Below are 26,270 nucleotides of genomic sequence, written 5' to 3' on the forward strand. Positions count from 1 at the left end.
AACTGGCATCCCGTCCCCGGCGTGACCAAGATAAAAGCAGTGGCGAGAGGAGTCCATCCATGACTAATGTGGACAGTTTCGGTTCCAAAGGCGTACTTAATGTTGCCGGCACCGAATATGAGATTTTCCGGCTGAATTCGGTTGAAGGCGCTAAGCGCCTTCCGTTCAGCCTCAAGGTATTGCTGGAGAACCTCCTGCGCACCGAAGATGGTGCCAATATCACAGCCGACCACGTGCGCGCACTGGCCGGATGGGATCCGAATGCGGAGCCCGACACCGAAATCCAGTTCACGCCCGCACGCGTCATCATGCAGGACTTCACCGGTGTTCCCTGCATCGTTGACCTGGCGACCATGCGCGAGGCCGTCAAGGAACTGGGCGGGGACCCCACCCGCGTCAACCCGCTGGCCCCGGCCGAGATGGTCATTGACCACTCCGTGCAGATTGACGTTTTTGGCAACTCCGGCGCGATTGAGCGCAACATGGACATCGAATACCAGCGCAACGGGGAGCGTTACCAGTTCCTGCGTTGGGGCCAGACCGCCTTTGAGGACTTCAAGGTTGTTCCCCCGGGCATGGGCATTGTCCACCAGGTCAACATCGAGTACCTGGCACGCACCGTGATGACCCGTACGGTCGACGGGGTGCTGCGCGCCTACCCGGACACCCTGGTCGGAACCGACTCCCACACCACCATGGTCAACGGCCTGGGCGTGCTGGGCTGGGGCGTTGGCGGCATCGAGGCCGAGGCCGCCATGCTGGGCCAGCCCGTCTCCATGCTGATCCCGCGCGTTGTGGGCTTCAAGTTGACCGGCTCCATCCCGGCCGGCGCGACCGCCACCGACGTGGTCCTGACCATCACGGAGAAGCTGCGCGCCCACGGCGTCGTCGGCAAGTTCGTGGAATTCTATGGCGAGGGCGTGGCCGGAGTGCCGCTGGCCAACCGCGCCACCATCGGCAACATGAGCCCGGAGTTCGGCTCCACGGCTGCCATGTTCCCGATCGACGACGTGACCCTGGACTACCTGCGCCTGACCGGCCGTAGCGACGAGCAGGTGGCCCTCGTGGAGGCTTACTCCAAAGAGCAGGGCCTGTGGCACGACCCCAGCGTGGAGATCCAGTTCTCCGAATACCTCGAACTTGACCTCTCTACGGTGGTTCCCTCGATCTCTGGACCGAAGCGGCCGCAGGACCGCATTGAGCTGAGCAACTCCAAGGCACAGTTCCGCTCCGACCTGTTGAACTACGTTGCCGGTGATGCGAACGCCGAAGGCAACACGGTGGATGAGTCCCTGGAGGAATCCTTCCCGGCCTCCGACGCCCCCTCCTTCACGCACCCGGGCAGCCACCAGCATGACACCGAGCGCACAGTGGTTTCCGCTGCCGCCGGGGCCAACGGCCGCCCGTCGGCCCCGATCCATGTGAAGAACGAATCCGGTGTTGAGTTTGAGCTCGACCACGGTGCCGTCTCCATCGCCTCGATCACCTCCTGCACCAACACGTCCAACCCGTCGGTCATGCTGGCAGCAGCAGTGCTGGCCCGCAACGCCGTCGACAAGGGCCTGGTTTCCAAGCCCTGGGTCAAGACGTCCGTCGCACCCGGCTCGAAGGTTGTCACCGACTACTACGAAAAGTCCGGACTCGTTCCGTACCTGGAGAAGCTCGGCTTCTTCACCGTCGGCTACGGCTGCGCCACCTGCATCGGCAACTCCGGACCGCTGGACACCGAGATTTCCCAGGCCATCGCGGACAACGACCTCTCCGTCACGGCAGTCCTCTCGGGCAACCGCAACTTTGAGGGCCGCATCAACCCGGATGTGAAGATGAACTACCTGGCGTCCCCGCCGCTGGTCATCGCCTACGCCCTGGCCGGCAGCATGGACTTCGACTTTGAGGCCGACGCCCTGGGCCAGGACGACGACGGCAGGGACGTGTTCCTGGCGGACATCTGGCCGAACCCGGTGGAAGTCCAGGAAGTGATGGACGCCTCGATCGACCGCGAGATGTTCACCAACTCCTACGCAACCATTTTCGACGGCGATGACCGCTGGAAGTCGCTGGAGACCCCCGAGGGCAACACTTTCGAGTGGGATCCCAAGTCCACCTACGTGCGCAAGCCACCGTACTTTGACGGCATGAAGGCGGAAGCTGATCCCGTGGAGGATATTGCCGGTGCCCGCGTGCTGCTCATGTTGGGCGATTCGGTCACGACCGACCACATCAGCCCGGCAGGCTCCTTCAAGTCCGATACCCCCGCGGGCCAGTACCTGCTCGCCAACGGCGTGGAACGCAAGGACTTCAACTCCTACGGCTCACGCCGCGGCAACCACGAGGTCATGATTCGCGGCACCTTCGCGAACATCCGCATCCGCAACCAGCTCCTGGACAACGTCGAGGGCGGCTTTACCCGCGACTTCACCCTCGACGGCGGGCCGCAGGCCTACGTCTACGACGCCTCCATCAACTACCAGGACGCCGGCACGCCGCTGGTGGTCCTGGCAGGCAAGGAATACGGCTCCGGCTCATCCCGCGACTGGGCCGCCAAGGGCACTGCGCTTTTGGGCGTGAAGGCGGTCGTGGCTGAAAGCTACGAGCGCATCCACCGTTCCAACCTGATCGGCATGGGCGTGCTCCCGTTGCAGTACCCGGCCGGTCAAAACGCCGAGTCCCTGGGCCTGAGCGGCACCGAGACGTTCTCCGTCGAGGGCGTGACTGAGCTGAACAACGGCACCACTCCCAAGACGCTCAAGGTCACGGCCACCGCGGAAGACGGCAAGAGCACCAGCTTCGACGCCGTGCTGCGCATCGACACGCCGGGCGAGGCGGACTACTACCGCAACGGCGGCATCCTGCAGTACGTCCTGCGCCAGATCACCGCAGTCTCTTAGCAGCCGCGCATCAGGCTTTGATGTGCTTTCCGACACCGATCCCGCATTCTGACACCGGTATCCCGGGCTCAGAATGCGGGATCGGTGTCATTAAAGCACCGCACCGGATGCGGCCCGCGCGCACAGCCGCACGTGACGCGATATTGTTAGACGTTGAGAGTTGACCCAGGGAGGTACCATTGGGACTTTTGGAAACCATCACGCATCCGCGGGATCTGAGCAGGCTCAGCGACACCCAAATGGTGGAGCTCGCGCAGGAAATCAGGGACTTTCTGATCAGCAACGTCTCCCAGACCGGCGGGCACCTCGGCCCCAACCTGGGCGTCGTGGAGCTGACGCTGGCCATCCACCGCGTCTTTGACTCCCCCCGCGACTCCTTTGTCTTTGACACCGGGCACCAGTCCTACGTCCACAAGCTGCTCACGGGGCGGCAGGACTTCTCCACGCTCCGCCAACAGGGCGGCATGTCCGGCTACCCCTGCCGCGCCGAATCCGAGCACGACATCGTCGAATCGTCGCACGCATCCTCCTCCCTGTCCTGGGCCGACGGCATCTCCCGGGCCCGCAAGCTCAACGGCGAAGGCGAGCGGTACGTCGTCGCGGTCATTGGCGACGGCGCCCTGACCGGCGGCATGACCTGGGAAGCGCTGAACAACATTGCCGCCGACAAGGACCGCCGCGTCGTGATCGTGGTCAACGACAACGGCCGCTCCTATGCCCCCACCGTGGGCGGGCTGGCCGACCACCTGGCGTCGCTGCGCCCTGCCATTGACCACGTGCGCACCCACCGCAAGTACGAGGCCTCCATGGACTGGGGCAAGAAGCGGCTCCAGGAAGGCAACGCTGCCGGCCAGTTCCTGTACAAAGGGCTGCACGCCGCCAAGAAGGGCATCAAGGACTGGTGGGCGCCGCAGGGTCTCTTTGACGACCTTGGGCTGAAGTACGTCGGGCCGGTGGACGGCCACGATGAAAAGGCCATGGAGGCCGCCCTGACCGCCGCGAAGAACTACGGTGGCCCCGTCATTGTCCACGCGTTCACCGAAAAGGGCCGCGGCTACGCACCAGCCCGCGCCCACGAGGCCGACCAGTTCCACGCCGTCGGAATCATCGACCCCGAGACCGGCGCGTCCGTTGAGGCGGCGGGCGGCACGTCCTGGACTGGCGTCTTTGGCGAGGAGATCGCCAAAATCGCCGACGAACGCGCGGACATTGTGGGCATCACCGGCGCGATGCTGATCCCCGTGGGCCTGGCGAAAATGGCCGACAGGCACCCCCGGCGTGTCATCGATGTCGGCATCGCCGAACAGCACGCACTCACCATGGCCGCGGGCATGGCCTTTGGCGGGCTGCACCCCGTGGTGGCCATGTACGCTACCTTCCTCAACCGCGGCTTTGACCAGCTGCTCATGGATGTGGCCCTGCACAAGGCCGGCGTCACCGTGGTCCTGGACCGCGCCGGCGTGACCGGGCCTGACGGCGCCAGCCACCACGGCATGTGGGACTTGTCCATGCTTCAAATAGTGCCCGGCCTGCACCTGGCCGCCCCCCGCGACGCACAGCGCCTGCGGGAGGAATTGCGCGAGGCCGTCGCCATCTCCGACGCGCCCACGGTGGTGCGCTATTCCAAGGGCAAGGTGGGGCCGGAGGTGAAGGCCATCGAACGACTGGCCGACGGCGTCGACGTCCTTTCGCGCACGGACCACGACATGCCCGGAACCGGCGACGACCCGGAAACCGATGTGCTGATCGTCAGCGTCGGTGCCATGAGCGAGATGGCCCTGGACATTGCCGGACGCATCAGTGCCCAGGGCATCACATCCACGGTGGTTGATCCGCGCTGGGTCCTGCCCGTGCCGCGCTCCATCATCTCGCTGGCATCCCGCCACCGCATTGTCATTGTGATCGAGGACGGCGTACGCGCCGGCGGCGTGGGTTCGCGGATCCGCCAGGAGTTGCGGGGCGCCGGCGTTGACACCGCCCTGAACGAAGTGGGCCTGCCGGTGGAATTCCTGGACCACGGCTCGCGCGGGGAAGTGCTCGAACGCGTGGGCCTCACAGCCCAGCGGGTGGCCCAGGACGTGGTGGAGCAGGTGCTGGGCACGAAGGTGCCGTTTGCCCGCCCGCTGGCCGGCCAGCCCGCGCCACGCACCGGACAGCTGCCCATCCTGTGACGGATTTGTACCAGGAAACACCGCACAGGCAAACGCAGCCGGAGGTGCGGCCGGCCACGGCACCTGCCCCCGGCGATCTCGTGGTTGCCCGCAACCGCAAGTACGACGGCACGGCCCATTGGGTGGTGCCCGGGCGCTATCTGGGTTCCGACAACCACGGGCACTGGATCTTCCAGGGGACGGGAGAGTTCATCTCCCGACCCGGTGCCGCACTCTACACGGGGTCGGACGCCGTCATGCTCGTCCCGCACGCCGGTGACTGGGTTGCGACGTTCTACGACGACACCCACCCGGACGGCGTCGAGCTCTACATTGACCTGGCCTGCGAACTGTCCTGGAACCGGATCCGGCCAGCCGTGGTTGAATGCCACCTGGTCGACATGGACCTGGACGTGGTCCGCACCAAGGACCGCGGCCTGTACGTGGACGATGAAGAAGAATTCGCCGAACACCGCGTGGAAATGAATTACCCGGCCGGGCTGTGCACCCGCATGGAATCGGCCACCGCCGCCCTGATGGACGCCGTTGCGGCCCGCCAGGCGCCCTTCGACGGCCGTGACGCGGCCTGGTTCACCCTGGGAAGGACACTGCCATGAACGATACCGAGGGACTGCCGGAGTTCACCGCCGATGCCAACATTGTGCGCATGTACAGGACGGACGACGCCGGTGCGATGGTTTTCCGTGAAGCGTGGGTGGACGCGGGGGAGGGCGCGGAAGAGGAAACTTGGTTCGTGGTCAATCATGGCACCGTGGGCCACCAGAGCACGTCCAAGGAAGCGCCCGTGGACACCGCGGAGGAGGCGTTGGGCATGTTGGCCGCATTTAAGGAGCAGTGCCTGGCGGACGGCTACGCCGAACTGTCCCGGGAGGAACAATTTGCCGTGGTGGCACAGTTCGCCATGAAAAGCGCACGCGTCACCGACCGTGACAAGTACCTGGAGGAAAAGGCGCGTGAGGCGCTCACCGCGCACCTGGCCTGGCGCGGCAGCGGAGTGGTTGAAAGGACCGAGTTTGTCAATGGCCCGCACAGCACCGGCAAGCTTAACATTTACATCCTGGCCCCCGACGCCGCCCGGGCTGTGGCCAACATCAAGGTGTGCGTTCGCGAGGAAAAGCTGGACTTCACCAAGCTAAGCGTTGGCGTGGCCCCCGCCAACGACCTCGGCGCCATCAGGGCCAAGCACTCCCCGAACGGTGCCACCGCGTTTGTCCTCTAGCCGGCGCCGGCATTCGATAGGGTGGAACCATGACTGAATTCCGCCAACTGGGCGCCTCCGGACTGACCGTTTCCACCGTGGGGCTCGGTTGCAACAACCTGGGCCGCAGCGGCACCGCGACCGAATCGCAGGAGGGGAGCAACGCCGTCGTGCATGCCGCCCTGGAGGCGGGATTTACACTCTTTGACGTCGCGGACAGCTACGGCAAAACCGCCGGGCTCAGCGAAACCATCCTGGGCAAGGCGCTGGGTGCCGAACGGGCCAACGTAATTGTTGCGACGAAGTTCGGCATGGACGCCTCCGGCGCCAACGGCGTGGACTGGGGCCGGCGCGGCTCGCGGAAGTACATCATCCAGTCAGTGGAGGCGTCGCTGCGGCGGCTGGGCACCGACTTCATCGACCTGTACCAGTTCCACACTCCGGACCCCCACACCCCGATCGCCGAGACCATCAGCGCCATGGACGAGCTCATCCGGGCCGGCAAGGTGCGCTACATCGGCCACTCCAACATGGCGGGCTGGCAGGTGGCCGAGGCCGAGTTCACGGCCCGCGCGCTGGGCTCCAACCGCTTTGTTTCCAGCCAGAACCACTACAACCTGCTGGACCGCCGGGTGGAGCTGGAAGTGGTGCCGGCGGCGGAGGCCTACGGCCTGGGCATGCTGCCTTACTTTCCGCTGGCCAATGGCCTGCTCACTGGCAAGTACAGCTCCGGAAAGGCACCGGTTGGGAGCCGGCTGACGCACACCCGCCAAAGCCTGATGACTGACGCCGACTTCGGGCAGCTGGCGGCATTCGGGAACTTCGCCGCCGAACGGGGGCTCACCGAGCAGGAGGTGGCGTTCTCTTGGCTGGCCGCGCAGCCGTCGGTGGCCAGCGTCATCGCCGGGGCCACCAGGCCCGAGCAGATCAGGCAGAATGCGGCGTCAGCCTCGTGGCGGCCCACGGCGGCGGACCTTGCCACGCTGGATGAAATCTTCCCCCGGACGCCAAAGGTTGCCTTGTTCTAGCCGCCCGCACTCATACGACGCCCCCTCAGCTTCGGGGGTATTTTGCGAATCGTTCCTGCAGCTCAGTCGTGCAGGATGCTTTGGAACAGAATGTGGTCCTGCCAGCGGCCGTTAATCTGGATGTAGCTCACGGCTGTGCCGATCTCCTTGAACCCGCTGCGGGCCAGCACTTTCCGCGACCCGGCGTTGTGCACCAGCGTGCCGGCCTGCAGGCGGTGCAGACCCAACTCCGTGGCAAAAGTGCGGACAAAACCCACGGCTGCCGTCGCCAGCCCGCGGGCCTGATAGTCCCGCGCAATCCAGTAGCCGACGTGTCCGTTCTGGAATGCGCCGTGGACAACGTCGGTGAGGGAAATACAGCCGATCACTTCGGCGCCGTCGAACAGGGCCCAGAAGAAGCTGCGCCCGGCAGCCTGTTCGGCAACAGACGCGGTGAGACGCTCCCGCTGCCCGTCGGAGGTGTAAAACCGGTCCGGCCGGACCGGCTCCCACGGCTGCAGGTAGTCACGGTTCCTGACATGGGCACGGGCCAGCGCGGCGGCGTCGCACACGTCAAGGTGCCGGATGGAGGTGGTTTCGTGCAGGACAACGGTCATGGATCCCAGCGTACGGGAACGCGGGCTTTACCGGCCCCGCCCGTCGGTCAGCCGCTCGGCCGGTCCGGGGCCAGCTCGGCACCTACCCGCGGGTGGGCCGCTCCGGCAGCCGTAGCGGATCCGTGACGTCGTGGTAGTAAGGGGCGGCTGCCACCGTCATCCCGCCGTCCACCACCAGGGTCTGGCCGGTCATATAGGCGGAATTGGGGGAGAGCAGGAATTCGATGGCGTTGGCCATATCCGCAACGGTGCCGGGCCGCCCCAGCGGTATGGTTTCCAGAACCCGCTCGATCGGTGCCATCCCCGGCATCGCATAAAAATACTCCAGCGAGTCGGACTGGATGAGCCCGCCGTTGACCCCGTTGACGTTGATGCCATAGCCCGCAAACTCCACCGCCATGTAGCGGATGAACGATTCCACGGCCGCCTTGTAGGAGCCGAGCACGGCATAGCTGGCGAATCCGCGCATGCTGCCGTAGCTGGTCACGGCCACGATCCGCCCGCCGTCGTCCATCAGTTTCACGGCTTCCTGTGCGCCCAGGACAAACGGGCGCACGTTCATGGCGTAGGAACGGTCCAGGTGGTGGATCTTGAGGTCCACGATCTTCTTGAACGCCGAGGCGGCGGCGTTGTTGACGAAGTAGTCCAGACGGCCGTATTCGGCGGCCACCGCATCGAACAATCCCGCGATGCCGGCGGGGTCCTCCACATCGGCCTTGACTGAAATGGCCCGCCCTCCCAGCCGGCGTGCCTCGGCGACAACGCCGTCCGCCAGGTCCGCATTCTCCCGGTAATTGACGACGACGGCCGCCCCCTCCGCGGCCAGGGCCAGCGCCAGGTGCCTGCCGATCCCGCGCGAGGAGCCGGTGATCAGGGCAATTTTTCCGTCGTATTTTCCGCTCACGCGCCTGCCTCTTCCTTCGCGGCCGCCCGGTCAAGGAGGTCCTTGGCGATGACCGCTTTTTGGATTTCGTTGGTGCCTTCCTCAAAGCGCTGGGCCCGCGCGTCCCGGTAGACCCGCTCAATGGCCTCGGATTTCCAATATCCCAGACCCCCGTGGACCTGCAGTGCCTTGTCCGTGACCCGCGTCAGCATGTCGACGGCCGTCAGCTTCGCCATGGAGGACAGGGCCGGCGCCTCCCCGGAGCCCGCTTCCCACTCGGCGGCGGCATGCATGACCAGGGCCCTGGCAGCCTGAATGTCGGCGGCATTTTCGGCCAGCATGAATGCAATGGCCTGCCGGGAGGCAATTGGCTTGCCAAAGGTGACGCGCCGCCGGGCATACCCCACTGCCAGTTCCTGCGCCCGCTCGGCCAGGCCCACGCAGCTCATGGCCACGGATATCCGGCTCGGTGTCAGGAACCCGCCCAGGGCAATTGCGAGCCCGTCGCCCTCTTCGCCGAGGCGGCGGTCAACCGGCACCGGCGTGTCAACGAACGTCAGCCGGGCGTGGTCGGTGCCGCGGACCCCCATTGTGTTGGAGGTGTCCTCGACGGTGGCGCCGGGGGAGTTGCGGGCCACGAGCAGGCCCACCGTGCCGTCCCTGCCCGAGCTGCCCTCAAGCCGGGCAAACAGCAGCCAGTAGTCGCAGTGCACGCCAAAGGTGATCAGGTGCTTGGTGCCGTTGAGCAGGTACACGTCCCCCACGCGGCGGACCGTGGAGGAAATGTCCGCCCCGGTCCCATTCAACGGCTCCGTCAGCGTAAAGGCCACGGTGATGTTCCCCGCAACCGACGGCAGCACGTAGCGTGCGCGCTGTTCGGCGGTGGCATGCGGGTTCATGGAGCGCCACGTGCCGTTGACCACGTGGACAATCATCCGAATCGACGCGTGCGACCGCGAAAACACCTCCATCAGCCCCATCCACTGCGTGAACGAGAGGCCAGCCCCGCCCAGTTCCCGGGGGGCCGCCAGCCCCAGGAAACCGCGCTCTCGCAGCTCCGTACGCAGCGCCGCAGGCACGCTGCCCGTGGATTCGATGACGCGAGCCCACTCTTCGCCGGGCCCCTCGACCCACGCGGTCACGTCGGCAAGCAGCCGTTCATAAGTGCCGGCGTCGACGGCGGTGCCCCGGCCGTCCAGGCCGGCCGGCTTGTCAACGGCCATCGTTGCCCTCCCCGTTTCCCGTCGGGGCGCCAGTGATGCCCGACGCCGGACCTTGCGGCGGCGGCAGCCCTGACCATTGGTGGGGGGTGAGTTGGGCGGCTCGTTCGCGCAGCACGAATTTTTGCACCTTGCCGACAATGTTGCGCGGGATGGCGTCCACGAGTTCCAGCCGTTCGGGCCAATAGTGCTTGCTGACGCCGTGGGCCTGGAGGAACGCCTGCATCCCGGCGAAGTCCAGGTCGGCGCCGGGGGCCAGCTTGGCGAAGACGCATGCACGCTCGCCCAACCGGGGGTCGGGCATGGCCACAATGGCGGCCTCGTCGATGGCCGGGTGCGTGTGCAGCAGCTGTTCGATCTCGTAGACGGGCAGTTTTTCGCCGCCGCGGTTGATGATGTCCTTGACCCGGCCGGTGATGCGCAGGTAGCCGTCGTCGTCCAGGGTGGCCAGGTCCCCGGTGCGGTACCAGCCGTCGGCGGTGAACGTTTCGTTGTCGGTCCCGGGCTGGTCAAGGTACCCGTCAAAGACGGTGGCGCTGGAGATTTCCAGGTTGCCGTCGGCGCCGGGCGGCAGCAGCCGTCCGTCGTCGTCGATGATGCGCAGGCGGACGCCCGGCAGCGCCCGCCCGTCGGTGCCCCAGGCCTTCGCCGGCGGGTCGTAGGGGGCGGACAAGGTGGCCAGGCCGGTCTCGGTGGTGCCAAACGCGCCGCAGACGGCGCTCCCCAGCACGCGGGTGGCCCGTTCGGCCAGGGCGCGGGGCACGGCGGCGCCGGTCACGACGAACGTCTTCAGGTGTTCCGGGGCCGGGGCGCCGCCCTCGACCGCGTGCACCAGGTCGGTCAGAAACGGCGTGGCAGCCTGGACAAAGGTGCCCTCCCAGCTGTGGAGCACCTCCAGGGCACGGCCGGGGTCCCACACGCTTTGGACGATTTGCGGGGCGCCCAGCGCAAAGGCCAGCCACATGCCGTACAGGAAGCCCGTCTGGTGGGCCAGCGGGGACGGGATGTAGATGGTCTCGCTTCCGTCCAGGCCAAGCTGGGCGGCCTGCAGCACGGCGGCGCGAGACAGCCGGCGGTGGGTGTGGACCACACCCTTGGGCGGTCCGGAGGTGCCGGAGGTCAGCAGCAGCTGGGCGGCGTCGTCGGGCCGGGGCGCCCGGGCGTCAATCGCGGCCCGGTCCACGGTGACGGCCGCGCGCGCCTGGTGCCAGGCATGCCACTGCACGGGGCCGGGGGCGTCCGTGCCGTGCGGCATCAGCCGGGCCGTGCCGGGGGTGCCGTGGACCACAAAAACGTGTTCGACCAGGATGCCGGCCAGGGCCGGGTCCCGCCCGGAAGCAGCAGCCTCCAGCAGCGCGGCAGTTTCCACGGAGTGCTGGCGCCCGCGGAAGTTGTCGGCCACGATTAGGACCCTGGCCCCGGATCGCTGCAGGGCATACGCCACTTCGCGGTCCCTGAAAATCGGCATGAGCGGACAGATGACGGCCCCGATCCGCATGGCCGCGGCGGCAATCACCACAAACTGGCGCCAGTTGGGCAGCTGTACCGCAATCCGTTCCGCGTGTTCGACCCCGAGCGCGAGGAACAGGGCCGCGGCCCGGTCGACGTCGGTGTCCAGCGCCTGCCAGCTTAGGTGCGGGGCCATGTCCCAGCGGGCGTCGACGACGGCGAGGGCGTGCGGTTTCTCCGAGGCCCACTTGCGGATCCAGTCAGAACTGGTGAGCAGCCCGGCGGCGTCGGCCTGGGCGAGGGAATCGGCGGCGGCCAACTGTTCGGCCAAGGCCGCAGTGTGGTGTTCGCGTGCCGGGCCGGGCTCGACTTCCATGTCCAGCCCCAGGGTCTGCATGGCATTCAGGAACATCGGGTAGGAGATGCGGTAGGCGTTCGGATAGGTCAGCAGGGACCGCCCTTCCGCTGCGGTGGCGGCGACGGCCAGCGACATCAGCACCCGGTGGTCGTTGAAGGACGACAGTCGGGCGCTGGCCAACCGGGGCACACCGCGGACCCGCAGGTCGGTGCCGTCAAAGTCCAGGTCTGCACCCATGGAGTTTAGCTGCAGCATGGCCACCACGCGGTCCGACTCCTTCAACCGCACGTGCTCCACGTGGTGAAACACGCTTTCACCGTCGGCAAGGGACGTCATGACGGAGAGGACCGGCAGCATGTCGGGCACCGTGCGGCAGTCCACCTCCACCGGACCCAGCCGCCTGCCGTTGTGGCGCACGCGCACACAGTCGGCACCGGCGTCGTACATCATGGGAAGCCCCATCGCCGCGACGATGTCCAGCAGCTCGGACTCGGGGTGGTCGGCGCTGTGGGAACTGGTCTGGCGCAGTCCTCGCAGCAGGATGTCGGCCGGATGCAGCCCGGCGACGGCCAGGCCAAAGGCGGCCGAGCCGATGTCCGGCGGCAGGGTCAGGTCCACGGCGCGCGCACGCTGGTTGGGCGGGATGCGGAACTGCTGCCAGTCGGCGGAGACGTCCACCTCCAGGCCGAACTGGCGCATCATGCGCACCGTCAGTTCCACATAAGTGCGTTCGTTCAGCGGCCCGTCCACGACCACCGTGGTCCCGTCGAGGGCGAACGGGGCGGTCAGGATGAGCCCGGAGACCCATTGGGACAGGGTGCCGGCGATGTGCACCACGCCACCGGTGGGCCGGCGCGCCTTGACCGTGATGGGCGGGCAGTCAGTGGGTGAATGCGCCTCCACACCCATTTGGCGCAGCCCGGCCAGCAGCGGGCCAATGGGCCGGTGCGCGAAGTACTTCTGGCCGGTGACGCTCACGTCCCGGTCGGCGAGGGCTGCCAGGCCGGCCAGAAAGTACAAGGTGGAGCCGGAACTGCCAGCCGACACCGAACCGGTGCGGGAATGGTACGGCCCGCCGTGGACGATGAAGGTGTCCCCGTCCACCTCGATGCCAGTGCCGAGGGACCGCAGCGCGGAGACGGTGTACTGGACATGCCGGGCGTCGCTGAGGCCGTGGATTCGGCTGGTGCCGGGCGCCAGCGAGGCCAGGATCAGCGCGCGGTGGGCGTGGTATTTCGAATTGGGGACGAGAACGGCTCCGCGGACAAGGTCGGTGGTTCCCACGACTGACAAATGCACAATTCGCACCCGATTCCCATTGACAAGGTCTCTGCGTCCGCCCGCACGGGGCTCTGCTGCCAGCCTACGCGCTGACGGCGGGAATGGGCAGGGCGGCTTTACTTAGCTAGTCCGGCACCAACATGGTGCGTAAATCCAGGCGATGCAGCACCCGGTCGGCAGCCACCGTGTCCGATCCGGTTTCGCCGCGTGCGGTCACCATTTCCGCTCGGGCTGCGTCCAGGGCCAGCGACTGGACGGTGATGGCCCAGCCCCTGAACTCGGAGCGTTCCTCCTTGACCGCGTCAGTGGGTGTGCCCGACAGCTCAGTATGGAGCTGCAGCAGCCGCCTCTTGACCCATTCGATTCTCTTCTCATCCACGCCGTCGAGGAGATCGGAAGCCTGCACGGCAGCCATGGCCGCTTCCTCGGCCCGGGAAGCGAGATCCTGCTCAATCTGCCTTTGCGTTTCCGGCGATTCCGCCAGGCCAAGCCGATTCATCAGCCACGGCAGGGTCAACCCCGGCAGAACCAGGGTACTCAGAAGTACGGCCACGGCCAACAGGACTATCTGCCCGCGGCCGGGGAACGGGGAGCCGTCAGCCAACGTCGACGGAATCGCCAGCGCGAGCGCCAACGTTGCCAAGCCCCGCATGCCGCACCAGGTGAGCACCACGACGTCCTTCGCGTTCGACGGCGGCGCGTTTGCCCCGCGGCGCTGGCTCGGCAGCACCAGTAGTGCCAGCCAGGCGGCGCGGACGGCAAAGCAGAGCACACAGATCAGTACCGCTGGCCAGATCAGCGCCCCAATATTCGTCTGCTGACCTTCGATGACCTGGCGGACTTCCAAGCCCACCAGACCAAAGGCGATGCCTGTCACCATCAGCTCCACCACGTCCCAGAAGGCGTTGACTGTGACCCTCTCCTGCGCGGCATCTGCGCGGCCGCCGCGCCTGATCTCCAAGGCCACAACGACGACGGCAACGACGCCCGACGCATGCACGGAATCCGCCGCTATGTACACCGCGAACGGGACCACAAGGGTAACCGCGCTGTGCCCGATGGGGTTGGTGACAAAATCGGTCAGTTTCCTGGTCACCCAGCCGGCGGCCAAGCCGATGGCTGCCGCGCCGACGGCACCGAGCAGAAAAGAAACGATGATGCCGGGCCCCACGTCCTGGCCGGCCACGGCAGCGGCGAGGGCAGTCTGGAAAATGACGATGGCGGTGGCGTCGTTAAACAACCCCTCGCTTTGCAGGACACCGCTGAGCCGGCGCGGCATCCGGACCTTCCCGGCGATGGACTCGACGGCTACCGGATCAGGCGGCGCCACCATGGCGCCGAGTGCAATGGCCGCCGGTATTCCAATTCCGGGCACCAACAGCCAAGCGGCCCCAGCCACCGTCGCCGTCGTCACCACCACCAGTGCAACCGCCAACAACACGATGCTCCGCCAGCGAACCCGGAACACGGACCATGATGACTTCAACGCGGTGGCGAAAAGCAGCGGTGGCAAAAAGAGCGGCAGAATCAGCTCTGGCTCGATTTTGACCTGCGGGAACCCGGGGATAAATGCCGCACCGGCAGAAAGAATGATCATCAGCACTGGATACGGCAGGCGGATGCGGTCCCCGAGGCCAACCATGAGGACAGTCGCCAGCATCAATCCAACAACCACTGCCAAGGTTCCCACTGCCAACACCACCGCCTTTTCGTTCATCAGAGACTAAAAACAGCGTAGTCGTGAATTCCAGACGCGTCAGCGTCGGCAAGGCATGCTTTGGCGGCGCCCCCGTCTCAGTAGCCGGCGTCTGCGTCGACCAGGCCCTGCAGCGGCTCGCCGGCACCCCAGCGACGCACGTTCTCCCGCACCCGCGCTGCAATGAGCGGCCGGACCATCTCTTCCGTGTCAGCGGTGTGCGGGGTAATGATGGCGTTCGGCTCCATCCACAGCGCGTGGCCCTGCGGAAGTGGTTCCGGATCGGTGACGTCGAGACCGGCGCCGGCCAGGGCGCCCGAAGCGAGTGCTTCCACCAGCGCGTCCGTTACCACCAGCCCGCCACGGGCAATATTGATCAAAACGCATTCGGGTTTCATGTGCGCCAGTTCGCGGGCACCAATCAGCCCCTTCGTCTCGGCGGTGAGCGCCGCAGCCAGCACCACAACATCAGCTCCCGCCAGCTCATCAGCCAGAGCATGGTCCGGTTCGGCATCCGTTTCCTCTGGGCCCATGCGCCTGCCAAGGGACGGCAGGGAGATGGTGTGGTCCGCGCCCGGGACCGGGCTGCTGCCGCGCCGCAGCACCGTGATGTGGGTTTCAAATACCTTGAACAGCCGAATAATCTCCTGCGCGATCCCGCCGGCTCCAAGTATCACCACGTGCATCCCAAAGAGTGACGTTCCCCGTTCTTCTCCCCAGCCCGTGGCCCGGATGCTCTCCGGAAGCCGCCGCAACAGCGCCAGGGCAAGTGCCAGCGCATGTTCCGCCACCGGGCGGGCAAACGCACCCTTGGCACTGGTCCACTGCAACTTCGGATGGCTGCCGAACGTGGTGCTGTAAAGCTCGACGCCGGCCGACGGAAGCTGAATCCAGCCGATGCCGGGATGGCTGTCCAGCAGCGCCGTAAGTTCCCGCGCATCGATCCGGCTGCTGAGAATGAGACCCGTCGTGGCTTCGGACAACGGTTCCAGCGTTCCCCCGCCGGCCATCACCGCTCCGGCCAGGTTGTCGTCCGGTCGCGGAAGTATCGCCAGTCTCGGCCCTGCCGCACCGCCTCCCGGCGAACCCGTCGTCGAGCCTTCCGTCGTCGGATTTGCCGTCACCGTCGGATTTGCCGGAGTCGAACTCTTCATTGGGGCGCCCTTTCATCTGCCTGCGTAGATCCACCAGAATATCGGTCTGCCGGCGAACCGTTGGACCGGGACCGGCCAAGACGGCCGGGTGCCGCCATCAGTGCCCGCGCGCCCGAATCCCGGCACATCCCACGCAGTGCCTCGCCTGCGGCCGGACCTCGAGCCGTTCGACCGGAACCGGTTGTCCGCAACGTTCACAAATACCGAAAGTTCCGTGCGCCAGGCGCGCCTGCGCGTCCTGCAACTCAATCAGTTGGGCTTTAACGCCCGCCAGCAGGGCAACGGCCCGCTCCCGTTCCAAGGTCACGGTGGAACCTTCGGGGTCATGTTCATCGTCTGCCGGCGTATCGCGGTGGGCGAGCGTCACTTCACGGATTTCACCGCTCAGCCTCGCGAGCTGTCCACGCGCATGTTCTACGCGCGCGGCCAATAGCTCCCGGAACAGCTCGTCATTAGGCATCCCTCAGGCTACCGCCATCGCGACGCTGGCGTCGGGGCGCCACTGATGGCAGCCGGTCAGACGCTCACGGTGATCCATTCACCGTCGACGGCGGCGGCAAATCGGGGCAGCGACTTCTTGGCGGGGCCGGAGACCACTGTCCCGTCGGTGCCCTTGAACAGCGAACCGTGGCACGGACACTTAAAGTCCGCCCCGTCCGGGGCCACCTGGCAGCCGGCATGCGTGCACACGTCGCTGTAGGCCAACACCGTGGTGGCATCGGGGCGAAAGACCACCACGTTGACACCGTTGGCAGTTCCGGCGGCGCTGGCGCCCACGGCCACGTCGGCGAGCTTGCCCACCCGCGCTGGCGTTCCCGTGGTGGGGATGGGTTGCGGCGCGGCCACCTTTTTGGAGGCCGGCGAAGCTGCCGGCACGCACCCGGACAGCGCCAGGGCACAAGCGCCGCCGGAGACGGCCGTGGTGGCCCGGAGGACGTTGCGGCGGCTGGGGGAGGACACAGGGGAGGACACAGGGGAAGACGCACGAGTCATGGGGTTATTCCTATCAGCCAAGACTGGGTGTTGGCCAAGAGCGACGGCGCCGGCTGCGCACCCAAGGTGCGCAGCCGGCGTCGTGCTGTGGTCCGGAAGGGGAACGGAATGCTAGGCGGTGTGGAAGCGCCTGCCGTTGACCCGCTCCGAGGCGCCCGTCCGGTCCAGATACGGTGTGATGCCGCCCAGGTGCATGGGCCAGCCGGCGCCGAGGATCATGCACAGGTCGATGTCCTCCGGCCCGGCAACCACCCCCTCGGCCAGCATGAGGCCGATCTCCTCCGTCAGGGCGTCCTGGGTCTTGCGCAGCAGTTCCTCGCCCGTGGAGGGCGAGCTGCCGAAGGTGAGCAGCGCCAGGGTATCGGCCGGAACGGACTGCGAGCCGTCCTCCGCCGTCTCCCACAGGCCCTTCCTGCCTGCGTCGATCAGTGCCTGCAGGTTCGCCGAGACGGCAATCCGTTCGCCGAAGGCCTCGTGCATGGACTCGGTCACGTGCTGTGCCACCGGCAGGCCCACCATGGCAAGCAGGGTGAACGGCGTCATGGGCAGGCCCATGGGACGCAGCGCATTGTCCGCAGTGTGCGCATCGGTGCCCTCGTCAAAGGCCGCGAAGACCTCGCCCATGAGGCGCAGCAGCACCCGGTTCACGACAAACGCTGCGGCGTCCTTGACCAGCACGGCCGTCTTTCGCAGCGACTTGGCGGTGGCAAAGGCGGTGGCGAGGACGGCGTCGTCGGTCTTGGGCGCCCGGACGATCTCCAGCAGCGGCATGACGGCCACGGGGTTGAAGAAGTGGAAGCCCACCAGCCGCTCGGGGTGTTTCAGGTCCTCGGCCATGGCCGTCACGGACAGCGAGGAGGTGTTGGTGGCCAGGATGCACTCCGGCGAGACGATGGCCTCGACTTCGGCAAACACCTGCTTCTTGACAGTGAGCTCCTCAAACACGGCCTCGATGACGAAGTCGGCGTCGGCGAACGCCTCCTTGGACACGGAGCCGGTGACGAGGGCCCTGGTGCGGTTCGCCGCGTCCGGGCTGATGCGGCCCTTGGCCAGCAGCTTGTCCACTTCGCCATGCACGTAGGCAACGCCCTTGTCCACGCGGGCAGCATCGATGTCGGTCATGACGACGGGCACCAAGAGCAGCCGGGCAAATAGCAGCGCGAACTGCCCGGCCATCAATCCCGCGCCCACCACGCCCACCTTGGTGACGGGGCGGGCCAGCTTGGCATCGGGTGCGCCGGCGGGGCGCTTGCCGCGCTTTTGCACCAGGTCCAGGAATGCATAGACGGTGTCCTTGAACTGCGGCGTCATCATCAGGTCCGCCAGCGCCTGGTCCTCCGCTGCGAAGGATTCAGCCTTGGTCCAGGTCTTGCCCTTTTCCAGCAGTTCGATCACGCGTGCCGGGGCAGGGGCGGCGTTGGAGGTCTTGGCCTCCACAAACGCCTTGGCTTGCTCGACGGCGGCATCCCAGGCCGCGCTGTTCTCCCCGCTGAGCGGTTCGTCGACGGCGTTTGGCCGGCTGACGCTTTCGGCGCCGGCCAGCACGCGGGCTGCCCAGTTCAGGGACTGCTCCACGAAGTCGGCCGGTTCAAAGAGGGCATCGGCGATGCCGAGCTTGAAGGCGGCCGGGCCGCTGAGTGTGCGGTTGTTGGACAGGGAGTTTTCGATCATGACCTTCACGGCGTTGGCCGGGCCGATCAGCCGGGGGAGCAGGTACACGCCGCCCCAGCCGGGAACAAGGCCCAGGAACGCCTCCGGCAGCCCGAGGGCGCCGGCGCCGGTGGACACCGTGCGGTAGTTGGCGTTCAGCGCGATCTCCAGCCCGCCGCCGAGCGCCAGGCCGTTGATGAACACAAAGCTGGGCACGCCTAGCTCGTTCAGCGTGGAGTACACATCGTGGCCCAGTCGGGCCATATGGAGCCCGGCGTCCCTGTCCTTGAGGCCATTGACGGCGGACAGGTCCGCCCCGGCCGCCAGGAAGAACGGCTTGCCGGTGACGCCGACACCGGCGATCTCCCCGCGCGCCGCCCGGTCCCGCTGGGCTTCGAGCACGGTGCCCAGTTCCACGAGCGTGTTGGGCCCGAGGGTGCTGGGGCGCCGGTGGTCCAGGCCGTTGTCCAGGGTGATCAGGGCAAAGGTGCCGGCACTGGGTGCGCCGTCCACGCCGGGCAGGGCGACGTCCTGCACATATGAATGCGTCACCACCTCATCGGGAAACAGGTCCGTGAGCTGCGAGAAGTCCTGGGCGCTCATGCTGCGCTCCCTTCGGTGGTTGTCGATGAAGCGGCCGAACCAGGGCGGCTGGGGATCCAGTGCGGGTTTTCCCAGATGACGGTGGCGCCCATGCCCAGGCCGATGCACATGGTGGTGATGCCGTACCGCACCGACGGGTCCTCCTCGAACTGGCGGGCCAACTGGTTCATGAGCCGGACTCCGGAGGAGGCCAGCGGGTGGCCCACGGCGATGGCTCCGCCGTAGCGGTTGACGCGGGGGTCGTTGTCGGCGATGCCGAAGTGGTCCAGGAAACTGAGCACCTGCACGGCGAAGGCCTCGTTGATTTCAAACAGGCCGATGTCCCCGATGGTCAGTCCGGCCAGTCGCAGCGCCTTTTCGGTGGCGGGGACGGGGCCGATTCCCATGACTTCGGGCTCCACGCCGGCAAAGGCGTACTGGACCAGGCGCATTTTCACCGGCAGCCCGAGCTCCTCGGCAGCGTCGGCAGAAGCCAGGAGTGCCACCGTCGCGCCGTCGTTCAGTCCCGCGGCATTGCCCGCCGAGACGCGGCCGTGGGCGCGGAACGGGGTGCGTAGCACGGCCAGGTCCTCCAAGGTGGTGCCCGGCCGCGGAGGCTCGTCCACCGTGTTGACCGTCCAGCCGGCACCGGGTTTCATGGTGGCCACGGGCACCAGATCCGGCTGGATCGCTCCGTTCGCACTGGCTGCGGCAAACTTGGCCTGGCTGGCCACTGCGTACGCGTCAGTGCGGTCCTTCGTGATGGCAGGGAAGCGGTCGTGCAGGTTTTCGGCCGTGTTGCCCATGTTCAGGGCGGCCGGGTCAACAATGCGCTCGCTCATGAAGCGGGGGTTGGGATCCGCGCCGGAACCCATGGGGTGGTGTCCCATGTGCTCCACGCCGCCGGCAATCACGACGTCGTAGGCGCCAAAGCCGATGCCCGAGGCCGTGGTGGTCACTGCCGTCATGGCGCCCGCGCACATGCGGTCGATGGCAAAACCCGGCACAGATTTGGGCAGTCCGGCAAGGAGAGCGGCGGTGCGCCCGATGGTCAGGCCCTGGTCACCGGTCTGGGTGGTGGCGGCGATCGCCACTTCGTCGATGCGTTCCGCCGGGAGCTGCGGGTTGCGGCGCATCAGTTCACGAATGCACTTGACCACCAGATCGTCGGCGCGGGTGGAGGCGTAAATGCCCAACTCCGAGGCACGTCCGAACGGGGTGCGGACTCCGTCGACAAAGACAACGTCCCTAATCTGCCGATTTTGGCTCACCTGTTACTCCTTCAAGCATTCAAGACTGCGGCTGGTTCAACAGCAGAGTGCGCCGCTGGGGCTGCAATCACTGTGTCACACATCATGTTACTCATGAGTAACATGCGCGCCAAATCGGCCCGGACGCACGATGCCGGTCGTCCCCTCCCGGCGAAAATGCCACCCACAGCCGCCCTACCCAACGCTGCATCACCTTTGGTCGAATAATCGAGGACGCTGTATCACCTTTGGTCGCCAAAACGGCGACGCCGCACCACCTCCGGTTGTTAACACCTCAACGCCGCAGCGCAGGTGATACGGGGTCGGCCAAAAAGCGGCCAGAGGTGATACGGCGTTGGTCGAGGTGGGGGGGCGACGGGTCGGTGTCAGGCGTCGTCGTCGTGCTTGGGCTTCTTGGCTTCCTTGGGCTCCAAGGGGTCCGGATGGGCCATGGCCCTGGCAAGCAGCGGCGCGGTCTTCTCCACCTGCCAGGGGCGGGCGCCGAGCTCTGCCAGTGCCTGGGCCACGGATTCCTCGGTGATGACTGCCGGAGGGCGCCAGCAGATGCGGCGCAGGTGGTCCGGGGTCAGAAGGTTCTCCGCGGGAATGTTCAGCAGCTCCGCGAGTTCGTTTAGCCGGGGCCTGGCGGTGGCCAGGCGCGCGGCGGCCTCCATATCGCGGTCGGCCCAGATGCGCGGGGGCGGCGGGGCGTTGCTGGAGACCTGCAGGGGCGGCAGATCCGTGCCGGCCTTGGCCGTCTGCAGTGCATGCAGCCACTTGGGGGCGTCCCGCTTGGCGGCGCGGCCGTGGAAGCCGGCCAGGTTCAGCAGTGCGGGCACCGTGGTGGGCATGGCCTTGGCCGCGGCAATGATGGCTGAATCCGGGATCAGCCGGCTGGGCGCAATGTCACGGTGTTCTGCCAGCTTGTCCCGCGTGTACCAGAGCTCGCGGACGGCGGCGAGCTGCACCCTGTTGCGGATGGAATGCGAGCCGGAGGTCCGCCGCCACGGGTCAACCCGGGGTGCCGGCACGCCGGCATCAATGAGGTGCTGGAACTCCTGGGCTGCATAGTCCAGCTTGCCGTCGGCCGCCAGCAGGGCCACCAGCTCGTCCTCCAACTCTGCCAGGACCTCCACATCGAGGGCGGCGTAACGCAGCCACGGCTCGGGGAGGGGCCGCCGGGACCAGTCCGCGGCGGAGTGCTCCTTGGCCAGATGGTAGCCCAGCAGCGATTCAACGACGGCGCCCAGGCCAACGCGCGGCAGGCCGGCTAGGCGTGCGGCCAGTTCCGTGTCAAAGAGCTTGTCCGGCCACATGCCGACCTCGGCCAGGCAGGGCAGGTCCTGGCTGGCCGCGTGGAGGATCCACTCAACGCCGCGCAGGGCCTCGTCGATGATCTTGAGGTCCTCGAAAGCCTCCGGGTCAATGAGCCATGTGCCGGCATCCTCGCGGCGGATCTGCACCAGGAACGCGCGCTGGCCGTAGCGGAATCCGGAGGCCCGTTCGGTGTCCACCGCGGCCGGACCGTGGCCCGCGGCCAGGGCGGCGGCGCAGCGTTTGAGCGCCGGCACGGTGGAAACGACCTCCGGGACGCCTTCGCGCGGCATGTCCAGCTCCACGAGCTCCGGCAGGTCGCCGAGCTCCACCCGGACGCCGTCGACCACCACGGACGTTAAGGGCGCCTCGACCAGATCTGTGGAGTGCGGCCCTGTGGAGTGCGGCTGTGCACCGGCCGGGCCCGCGGGATTCCTCAACTCGGGGGACTTCTGACTCCGGGCGCGGCTGTGTGATGTGGTGACAGGTTCAATCATGATGCCTCCAGTCTAGCGAACGCCCTGTAATGGCAGGGCCTGCGGACGGCGGGCAACCGTCAGCGCCTCCTGCGCTGGGGCAGGAGGGTCACGCCGTCGGGCACCGGTGGCAGCCCGGCGAAGGTGCACACCATGTGCGACCAGGCCTCCAAATGTGCCTGCATGCCCGTGCCGGACGGCGTCCAGGAGGCGCGCAGTTCAATGTCGACCGAATCGTTGCGCGCGGCCAGCGTACCGTAGCTTTCAGACAGGATGCGCGTGGCAGTGCCGCCGGCGGCCCGGTGCTCGGCCCCGTGTTCATCCAGCGCTTCAACGAGCCAGGCCCAGGCCACGTTGCCCAGCAATCCGTCGTTGCCGATGTCAGCTTCCAGGGCGGCCCTGATGTATGTCACGATCCGAAAAGTGCCTTCCCACAGGGATGAGCCGTTGGGATCGTGCAACAGGATGAACCGTCCCGTGGCCACTTCCTCGCCGTCCACCATGACCTCGGCACCCAGGGCCACACCGTACGGGGCCAGCCGGGACGGGGCAGGGATCTCCTCAAGGCTGAGTTCAGGGCGGCTGCGGGCGGCACGCAGGGACGCCAGGGCGGCCTGGAAATCGTCGGGAAGCTGCGGTTGTGCGCTCACCATGGCAGATTATGACGTCCACGGCCCAATTTGTCGCAGGCGCGCCGCTGCGCTGCTCCCGGGCGTACAGCAGTGCGCGGCCGGGCGCCTGCGCTAGACGACTGCGCTAGGCGCCGACTTCTTCCCGGATGGCCGCCACGAATGCGTCGATGTCGGCCTCGGTGGTGTCGAAGGAGCACATCCAGCGCACTTCGCGGGCGGCCTCGTTCCAGTCGTAGAAGCGGAACCTGCTGCGCAGCCGGTCCGCCACGCCGTCCGGCAGCACGGCGAAGATGCCGTTGGACTCGGTGGCCTGCGTGGGCTGCACCCCGGGGATTGCGTCGACGGCGGCACGCAGCCTGGCGGCCATGGCGTTGGCGTGCCCGGCCGATTTCAGCCACAGTCCGTCGGCCAGCAGGGCCAGCAGCTGGGCGGAAATGAAGCGCATTTTGGAGGCCAGCTGCATGTTCATCTTGCGCAGGTAGATCAGCCCGTCCGCGGCCTCGGGATTAAGCGCCACCACGGCCTCGCCGAACATGATGCCGTTCTTCGTACCGCCAAAGGACAGGATGTCCACGCCGGCGTCGGAGGTGAACTCACGCACCGGCAAGTCCAGGAAGGCGGCGGCGTTGGCCAGCCGGGCGCCGTCCATGTGGACCTTCATCCCCAGGGAGTGGGCGTGGTCGCAGATGGCCCTGACCTCGGCGGGCGTGTAACAGGTGCCCAGTTCGGTGGTCTGGGTGATGGAGACGGCCAGCGGCTGGGCGCGGTGCTCGTCGCCAAAGCCCCACGCCTCCTTGTCGATCAGCTCCGGCGTCAGCTTGCCGTTGTCGGTGGGCACGGAGAGCAGCTTCATGCCGCCCACGCGCTCGGGCGCGCCGTTTTCGTCGCAGTTGATGTGGGCCGTCGAGGCGCAGACCACCGCGCCCCAGCGCGGCAGCAGCGACTGCAGGGCCGTGACGTTGGCGCCCGTGCCGTTGAAGACCGGAAAAACATCCACGGCGCGCCCAAACAGCTCCGCCATGACCTCATGCAGGCGTGCGGTGTACACGTCCTCGCCGTAGGAAACCTGGTGGCCCTCGTTCGCTGCGGCCAACGCGGCCAGCACCTCCGGGTGGATGCCTGAGTAGTTGTCCGAGGCAAAGCTGCGCACGGCCGGGTCGTGGAGCCGGGCGGGGGAGGAAACGGTGTCAGTGGTCACTGCAAACCTTCTAGTTGAGTTCGATGCGGGCGCCATTGAGCTGCGCCGCAGGAGTGGAAAAGAGCCCCACCACAGTTTGCCCCAAGTCGGCAACGTCGGTGAAACCGGGAAACTTTCGTTCAGGGGAGGCGGCGCGCATGGCGTCGTCCACGAGGGCCTTCACCACCAGCACGACGGCGGCCGGCCCGTCGCCGTCAGCCCCGGTTGTCGCCGGGGTTGCGCCCGTGGCCGCTTCCGCCGGAGCCAGGCTGGCGGAGGCCAGCAGCTCCCGGGCGGCGGCGTCGATCACGCCGTATGCGTCCAGCCCCGCCGCCAGCGCCATCACCCAGGTTTCGGCGGCGGCCTTGATGGCGGCGTAGTTGGCGTTACCGAGGGTGGGCGCAGTGACCGACGTGGAGGAGACGATGGCGATGCGGCCGGCGGCGGAGGCGGCAATGTCGTCGTAAAACGCGCGGCTCGTGTTGCGCAGGGTGGTGAGCACGGAGCGGTGCAAAAAGTCCCAGTCCGTGTCCGACTGCGCGGCGAGGCCCTTGCCGCCTCGCCAGCCGCCCACCAGGTGGACCAGCCCGCCAACGGCGCCATGGTCGCGGTGGATGGTATCCGCCAGGCCGGCGACGGCCGCAGGGTCCGCGAGGTCGCACTCGAGGGGCACGGCACCGCCGGTGAGGTCAGCCGCCGCCCCGATGCGGCCGGCGTCGGACCCCACGGTGAGCACGCGGAAGCCGGCGGACACCAGCGCAGCGGCAACGGCGATGCCGGCGGCGCTGCTGCCGCCGGCCACGAGCACCAGCGGTGCGGGAGTTTGGGTCATGCCACCAACAGTACCCACCTATGCTTCGCTGGCGCCCGTGATGCCGGACGTTGATTCAATGACACCGCGCATCTTCTTCGAGAGGGCCTCGTAAAACATGGACAGCGGGAATTCGTCGTCCATGACCTGGTCCGTGACCTCGCGCAGCGGGGCCGTCAGCGGCAGTGCATCCGGGCCCTTCGCCCAAATGGAGGCCGGGTTCGGGGTCAGGGTGCCGGAAACCAGTCCGTAGGCGGCGAGCCAGTGGGCCAGCTTGGGCCTGTCGATTGAGCGCCAGTACAGCTCCTCAATCTCGTGCCCCAGCGCGATCACGACGTCCGGGATCTCGGCCCAGTCGATGGTCAGCTTGGTATCCGTCCAGTGCAGCACGTGGTGCTGGTGAAGCCAGGCGAAGAGCAGCTGCCCGCCGAGGCCGTCGTAGTTGCGCACCCGGGTTCCGGTGATGGCGAAGCGGAAGATCCGGTCAAAGATCACAGCGTACTGAACCAGCTTGGCGTGCTGGCGCGCCTCGGGGGAGGCAGTTTCGTCACGCTCCACGGCCACGGATTCGCGGTACGCGGTCAGGTCGCAGCGCAGTTCCTCCAGCGAGTACAGGAAGAACGGCATGCGCTGCTTGATCATGAACGGGTCAAAGGGCAGGTCGCCGCGCATGTGCGTGCGGTCGTGGATCAGGTCCCACATGACGAACGTTTCCTGCGTCAGCGCCTGGCTGTCCAGAAGTTCGACGGCGTCCGCCGGCAGGTCCAGCCGGGTCACCTGTGCGGCCTCCCGGACCACGCGGCGGAAGCGCGCGGCCTCACGGTCCTGGAAGATGGCGCCCCATGTGAAGGAGGGGGTCTCGCGGACGGCCACGCTTTCCGGGAACAGCACGGCGGAGTTGCTGTCGTAGCCGGGAGTGAAGTCGATGAAGCGCAGCGGCACGAACAGCTTGTTGGAATAGTTGCCGGCTTCCAGCTCGCCAATAAACTCCGGCCAGATGACCTCGACCAGCACGGCCTCCACGAAGCGGGAGGTGGAACCGTTTTGAGTGTACATGGGGAAAACCACCAGGTGGCCCAGGCCGTCAACCCTGTGCTCCTGGGGATTGAAGGCCAGCAGGGAGTCCAGGAAGTCCGGCACGCCCAGGCCTGCGTCGGCCCACTTGGTGAAGTCCGTCACGGCGAGGCGCAGGTAGTTGGCGTCATGCGGGAAGTGCGGGGCCAGGGCGTCGATGGACTCCGTAATGGCGCCAATGAGTTCCCTGGCGCCGGCGTGGTCCTCGGGGTTCGGGACGGAGCCGTCCTTGGCCTGAATTTCCTGCAGGGTGGTGGCAGCCTGCTTCAGTGCCAGCCACGCCGGGTTTGTGGCGAGGGCCGCGTACTTGGTTTCGGATGCGATGGCGGGTGCTTCCACGGTCATGCTCATGGCGTTCCATCCTTTGCTGCGCTCTTTGGTGCGCTGTT

The 26,270-nt window shown here is 67.0% G+C and carries 20 protein-coding genes; 5 read left to right on the plus strand and 15 right to left on the minus strand.

What is annotated here, in order from left to right; translation table 11 throughout:
* The first annotated feature begins 59 nt into the window (after positions 1–59).
* From CVV68_RS09050 to CVV68_RS09070, 5 genes are all read left to right on the plus strand, one after another.
* Complete coding sequence (locus CVV68_RS09050; protein ID WP_110500685.1) at positions 60–2,888, plus strand: aconitate hydratase; 2,829 nt, start codon at positions 60–62, stop codon at positions 2,886–2,888.
* 179 nt (positions 2,889–3,067) lie between these two features.
* Positions 3,068–5,059: a 1-deoxy-D-xylulose-5-phosphate synthase gene (dxs, locus tag CVV68_RS09055; RefSeq protein ID WP_110500686.1), complete on the plus strand. Its 1,992-nt coding sequence runs from the start codon at positions 3,068–3,070 to the stop codon at positions 5,057–5,059.
* A gap of 44 nt (positions 5,060–5,103) precedes the next feature.
* Positions 5,104–5,655 (plus strand): DUF402 domain-containing protein, encoded by a 552-nt coding sequence (locus CVV68_RS09060; protein WP_110500687.1) that lies wholly within the window; start codon positions 5,104–5,106, stop codon positions 5,653–5,655.
* Positions 5,652–6,278, plus strand: a complete 627-nt coding sequence (locus tag CVV68_RS09065; RefSeq protein WP_110500688.1) for a hypothetical protein — start codon at positions 5,652–5,654, stop codon at positions 6,276–6,278. The genes CVV68_RS09060 and CVV68_RS09065 overlap by 4 nt, the downstream gene beginning before the upstream one ends.
* Positions 6,279–6,307: 29 nt before the next feature.
* Positions 6,308–7,285: an aldo/keto reductase gene (locus CVV68_RS09070; protein WP_110500689.1), complete on the plus strand. Its 978-nt coding sequence runs from the start codon at positions 6,308–6,310 to the stop codon at positions 7,283–7,285.
* 62 nt (positions 7,286–7,347) lie between these two features.
* Here the strand turns inward: CVV68_RS09070 and CVV68_RS09075 are convergent, their stop codons facing one another.
* From CVV68_RS09075 to CVV68_RS09145, 15 genes are all read right to left on the minus strand, one after another.
* A complete protein-coding gene (locus CVV68_RS09075; protein WP_110500690.1) occupies positions 7,348–7,881 on the minus strand; it encodes a GNAT family N-acetyltransferase in 534 nt (177 codons plus the stop codon).
* Between the two features lie 82 nt (positions 7,882–7,963).
* The gene (locus CVV68_RS09080; RefSeq protein ID WP_110500691.1) at positions 7,964–8,785 is read right to left on the minus strand and encodes an SDR family oxidoreductase; all 822 of its coding nucleotides are present in this window, start codon (positions 8,783–8,785) and stop codon (positions 7,964–7,966) included.
* Positions 8,782–9,987: an acyl-CoA dehydrogenase family protein gene (locus CVV68_RS09085; protein ID WP_110500692.1), complete on the minus strand. Its 1,206-nt coding sequence runs from the start codon at positions 9,985–9,987 to the stop codon at positions 8,782–8,784. Before CVV68_RS09085 ends, CVV68_RS09080 begins: the two co-directional genes overlap by 4 nt.
* Positions 9,977–13,090, minus strand: a complete 3,114-nt coding sequence (gene aroA / locus CVV68_RS09090; protein WP_110500812.1) for a 3-phosphoshikimate 1-carboxyvinyltransferase — start codon at positions 13,088–13,090, stop codon at positions 9,977–9,979. Before aroA ends, CVV68_RS09085 begins: the two co-directional genes overlap by 11 nt.
* 106 nt (positions 13,091–13,196) lie before the next feature.
* Entirely contained in the window at positions 13,197–14,789 is a 1,593-nt protein-coding gene (locus CVV68_RS09095) for a Na+/H+ antiporter (RefSeq protein ID WP_245933433.1), read from the minus strand.
* Positions 14,790–14,866: 77 nt separating this feature from the next.
* Complete coding sequence (locus tag CVV68_RS09100) at positions 14,867–15,922, minus strand: NAD(P)-dependent oxidoreductase (RefSeq protein WP_245933434.1); 1,056 nt, start codon at positions 15,920–15,922, stop codon at positions 14,867–14,869.
* A 97-nt stretch (positions 15,923–16,019) separates the two neighbouring features.
* Complete coding sequence (locus tag CVV68_RS09105; RefSeq protein WP_110500694.1) at positions 16,020–16,382, minus strand: TraR/DksA family transcriptional regulator; 363 nt, start codon at positions 16,380–16,382, stop codon at positions 16,020–16,022.
* Between the two features lie 56 nt (positions 16,383–16,438).
* On the minus strand, positions 16,439–16,915 hold the full coding sequence (locus CVV68_RS09110; protein WP_110500695.1) for a QcrA and Rieske domain-containing protein: 477 nt from the start codon (positions 16,913–16,915) through the stop codon (positions 16,439–16,441).
* A gap of 111 nt (positions 16,916–17,026) precedes the next feature.
* Entirely contained in the window at positions 17,027–19,168 is a 2,142-nt protein-coding gene (locus CVV68_RS09115) for a 3-hydroxyacyl-CoA dehydrogenase NAD-binding domain-containing protein (RefSeq protein WP_110500696.1), read from the minus strand.
* The gene (locus CVV68_RS09120; RefSeq protein ID WP_110500697.1) at positions 19,165–20,418 is read right to left on the minus strand and encodes a thiolase family protein; all 1,254 of its coding nucleotides are present in this window, start codon (positions 20,416–20,418) and stop codon (positions 19,165–19,167) included. Before CVV68_RS09120 ends, CVV68_RS09115 begins: the two co-directional genes overlap by 4 nt.
* 365 nt (positions 20,419–20,783) lie before the next feature.
* On the minus strand, positions 20,784–22,208 hold the full coding sequence (locus CVV68_RS09125) for an HRDC domain-containing protein (protein WP_110500698.1): 1,425 nt from the start codon (positions 22,206–22,208) through the stop codon (positions 20,784–20,786).
* A gap of 59 nt (positions 22,209–22,267) precedes the next feature.
* Entirely contained in the window at positions 22,268–22,840 is a 573-nt protein-coding gene (locus tag CVV68_RS09130; protein ID WP_110500699.1) for a DUF3000 domain-containing protein, read from the minus strand.
* 103 nt (positions 22,841–22,943) lie between these two features.
* Entirely contained in the window at positions 22,944–24,017 is a 1,074-nt protein-coding gene (locus CVV68_RS09135) for a threonine aldolase family protein (RefSeq protein ID WP_245933435.1), read from the minus strand.
* A 10-nt stretch (positions 24,018–24,027) separates the two neighbouring features.
* Positions 24,028–24,828, minus strand: a complete 801-nt coding sequence (locus CVV68_RS09140; RefSeq protein WP_110500701.1) for an SDR family NAD(P)-dependent oxidoreductase — start codon at positions 24,826–24,828, stop codon at positions 24,028–24,030.
* A gap of 18 nt (positions 24,829–24,846) precedes the next feature.
* Positions 24,847–26,232, minus strand: a complete 1,386-nt coding sequence (locus CVV68_RS09145; RefSeq protein WP_245933436.1) for a DUF6421 family protein — start codon at positions 26,230–26,232, stop codon at positions 24,847–24,849.
* Positions 26,233–26,270: the final 38 nt, after the last annotated feature.

The organism is Arthrobacter livingstonensis (assembly GCF_003219815.1).
Classification (GTDB): Bacteria; Actinomycetota; Actinomycetes; order Actinomycetales; family Micrococcaceae; genus Specibacter; species Specibacter livingstonensis.